Genomic DNA, 3746 nt, shown 5'->3' with positions numbered 1-3746 from the left:
GATGGAAGAGCCGAACTGGGGCAAGCTGGGCTATCCGCCGATCGACTATCAGGACTCCTATTACTACTCCGCCCCCAAGGTCGCATCCGGCCCGAAAAGCCTGGACGAGGTCGATCCCGAACTGCTCCGGACCTATGAGAAGCTGGGCATCCCGCTGAAGGAGCAGGCGATCCTGGCCGGTGTCGAAGGCGCCGGCGACAGCCCCTCCATCGCGGTCGATGCCGTGTTCGACAGCGTGTCGGTGGCGACCACCTTCAAGAAGAAGCTGGAAGAGAAGGGCATCATCTTCTGCCCGATCTCCGAAGCGGTGCAGACCCATCCGGAGCTGGTCAAGAAGTACATGGGTTCGGTCGTACCGTACTCGGACAACTTCTTCGCCACGCTGAACTCGGCGGTATTTACGGACGGGTCGTTCGTCTACATCCCCAAGGGCGTCCGCTGCCCGATGGAACTGTCGACGTATTTCCGGATCAACGCCAAGAACACCGGCCAGTTCGAGCGGACGCTGATCATCGCCGACGAAGGCAGCTATGTCAGCTATCTGGAAGGTTGCACGGCGCCCCAGCGCGACGAGAACCAGCTTCATGCGGCCGTGGTCGAACTGGTCACGCATGACGACGCGCAGATCAAGTACTCGACCGTGCAGAACTGGTATCCCGGCGACGAGAACGGCAAGGGCGGCATCTACAACTTCGTGACCAAGCGCGGCGCCTGCCGCGGCAAGAACTCGAAGATTTCTTGGACGCAGGTCGAGACCGGCTCGGCGATCACCTGGAAGTACCCGAGCTGCATCCTCCAGGGCGACAACTCGGTCGGCGAGTTCTACTCCGTCGCGATCACCAACAACCGCCAGCAGGCCGATACCGGCACCAAGATGATCCATATCGGCAAGAACACGAAGTCCACCATCGTGTCGAAGGGCATCTCGGCGGGTAACGCGCAGAATACCTATCGCGGCCTGGTCAAGATCATGCCCAAGGCGGACGGTGCGCGCAACTTCACCCAGTGCGACAGCCTGCTGATCGGCGACAAGTGCGGCGCCCATACCGTGCCGTATATCGAAAGCCGGAACCGCAGCGCCCGCGTCGAGCACGAGGCGACGACCGCCAAGATCAGCGAAGACCAGATGTTCTATTGCCAGCAGCGCGGACTGTCGTCGGAAGACGCGGTGTCGCTGATCGTCAACGGCTTCTGCAAGGAGGTCCTGAAGGAACTCCCGATGGAGTTCGCAGTCGAGGCGCAGAAGCTGGTCGGCATCAGCCTGGAAGGCAGCGTGGGCTAAAGCCCTTAGCACCCTTCCACCTCCCGGCTGAGCCACCCCGAAAAATACAAGATACCGAACGGAACCGAACCGATGCTCGAAATCAGGAATCTTCACGTCAACGTCGCCGACAAGCCCATCCTGAAGGGGCTGGACCTGACCATCAACGCCGGTGAGGTCCATGCCATCATGGGGCCGAACGGCGCAGGCAAGAGCACGCTCGGCTATACGCTGGCCGGCCGCGACGGCTACGAGGTCACCGAAGGCAGCGTCACGTACAGGGGCAAGGACCTGCTGGAGCTTGAGCCGGACGAGCGGGCCGCATCGGGCGTGTTCCTGGCCTTCCAGTACCCGGTCGAGATCCCCGGCGTGTCCAACACGACGTTCCTGAAGTCGGCGCTCAATTCGATCCGCAAGGCGCATGGTGAGAAGGAGCTGGACGCGATGCAGTTCCTGAAGCTGGTGCGGGCCAAGACCAAGGAACTCGGCATGACCGACGAGATGCTGAAGCGCGCGGTCAATGTCGGCTTCTCCGGCGGCGAGAAGAAGCGCAACGAAGTGCTTCAGATGGCCGTGCTCGACCCCGCCTTCTGCGTGCTGGACGAAACCGATAGCGGCCTGGACATCGACGCGCTGCGGATCGTGGCCGACGGCGTCAACGCGCTGCGCGGTCCCGACCGCGCGATCCTGGTCATCACCCACTATCAGCGCCTGCTCGACTACATCGTGCCGGACAAGGTACACGTGCTGGCCAACGGCCGCATCGCGCGCACCGGCGACAAGAGCCTGGCGCTGGAACTGGAAGAAAAAGGCTACGCCGAGTTCGGCGTGGACGAGGCGGCCTGATACCATGGCGACCGAAACCGCATCCCCCATCCAGTCCTACCTGGACCATCACGGCCGGATAGCCTCCGGCCTGCCCGGCGGCGCGCTGCCCTGGCTGGCATCGCTCCGCGAAGCCGGTCTCTCCCGCTTCCGCAAGCAGGGCTTCCCCACCGCACGGGCCGAGGCATGGCGCTACACCAGCCTGCGCCCGCTGGAGAAGTTCGCCTTCGCGCCGGCTCCCGCAACAGCCGGCACGGTCGCGATCGACCTGCTGCCGACCGTCATGCCGGCGGGCCAGCTGTCGCACCGTCTGGTGTTCGTCGATGGCGCCTACCGTTCGGACCTGTCCTCCGTCGGCACAATCCCCGCCGGCGCCGTCGTGACGTCGCTGGGCGAAGCGCTGGTCTCGCAGGCCGGTCTGCTGGAGCAATACCTGGGCAAGGTCGGCGTCACCGATTCCAACCCGTTCCAGGCGCTCAACACCGCCTTCCTGGCCGACGGCGTCGTCGTCCATGTGCCCAAGGGAGTCGCCATCGCCGAGCCGATCGAGGTCGTGTTCGTCGGCAGCGGGTCGGAAAATCCGACCATGCACCATCCGCGCATCCTGATCGTGGTGGAAGCCAACGCCGAAGCGACCGTGGTCGAGCATCACGTCGGGCTCGGCGCCGGGACCTACTTCTCCAACCTCGTGACCGAGATCGTGGCCGGGGAAGGTGCGCGCCTGCATCACTACAAGGCGCAGCGCGAAACCCCGCAGGCCTTCCACATGGCGACGGTCACGGCGGATCTGGCCAAGGACAGCAGCTACGACAACTTCGTGCTGACCATCGGCGGCCGGCTGTCCCGCAACGAAATCAAGCCTGTGTTGAACGGAACGGGTGTCGAATGCCGCCTGTCGGGCGCCTATATGGTGAACGGCCAGCAGCACTGCGATACGACCACCGTGATCGACCACGCCCACCCGCACTGCACCAGCCGCGAAGTCTACAAGGGCGTCATCGACGGCAATGCCAAGGCGGTCTTCCAGGGCAAGATCATCGTGCGGCCGGACGCGCAGAAGACCGACGGCTACCAGTTGAACCGGGCGCTGCTGCTGTCCGACACGGCCGAGATCGACAGCAAGCCGGAGCTGGAGATCTACGCCGACGACGTCAAGTGCAGCCACGGCGCCACCGCCGGCGAGCTGGACGACGACCAGCTCTTCTATCTCCGCGCTCGCGGCATCGATCTCGAGTCCGCGCGCAATCTGCTGATCGCGGCCTTCCTGGCGGATGCCATCGAGGAGGTCCGGATCGAAACGGTACGCGATTCCTTCCAGGGGATCGTCTCCGGCTGGCTCAAGTCGCAACGGTCCTAGGATCAGTCAGCCGGGCGCCGGTAAAGGGTAAGGAAACGACATGAACGAGATCACCAAGGTGCGGCAGGAACTTGAATCCGGGACGGCAGCCCCGTTCGACGTGTACGAAGTCCGCAAGGACTTCCCCATCCTGTCGCGGACCGTCTACGGCAAGCCGCTGGTCTATCTGGACAGCGCCGCCAGCGCCCAGAAGCCGCGCCAGGTGATCGACGCCATGGTTTCCTGCATGACGGAGGAATACTCCAACGTCCACCGGGGCCTGCACTGGCTGAGCGCCACCGCGACCACCCGGTTCGAGACGGC

General features: G+C 64.1%; 4 protein-coding genes. All 4 read left to right on the top strand.

Annotated elements, in window-relative coordinates; genetic code table 11:
- A partial coding sequence (gene sufB, locus AC5JJ6_RS03615) for a Fe-S cluster assembly protein SufB (RefSeq protein ID WP_496040737.1) occupies nt 1-1282 on the top strand: 1282 nt, incomplete at its 5' end.
- A gap of 72 nt (nt 1283-1354) precedes the next feature.
- Nucleotides 1355-2107, top strand: coding sequence for a Fe-S cluster assembly ATPase SufC (gene sufC, locus AC5JJ6_RS03610; protein WP_496040736.1), 753 nt, complete (start codon nt 1355-1357; stop codon nt 2105-2107).
- Between the two features lie 4 nt (nt 2108-2111).
- A complete protein-coding gene (gene sufD, locus AC5JJ6_RS03605) occupies nt 2112-3443 on the top strand; it encodes a Fe-S cluster assembly protein SufD (protein WP_496040735.1) in 1332 nt (443 codons plus the stop codon).
- A 40-nt stretch (nt 3444-3483) separates the two neighbouring features.
- A partial coding sequence (locus tag AC5JJ6_RS03600; RefSeq protein WP_496040734.1) for an aminotransferase class V-fold PLP-dependent enzyme occupies nt 3484-3746 on the top strand: 263 nt, incomplete at its 3' end.

This window comes from Skermanella sp., from assembly GCF_059503625.1.
The sequence above is the reverse complement of the archived record's forward strand: the minus strand, read 5'-3'. Positions and strand labels throughout refer to the sequence as shown.

Excerpts from the sequence above, each read along its gene's own strand:
- sufC (WP_496040736.1), top strand. The coding sequence starts at position 1,355 with ATGCTCGAAATCAGGAATCTTCACGTCAACGTCGCCGACAAGCCCATC.
- sufD (WP_496040735.1), top strand. The coding sequence starts at position 2,112 with ATGGCGACCGAAACCGCATCCCCCATCCAGTCCTACCTGGACCATCAC.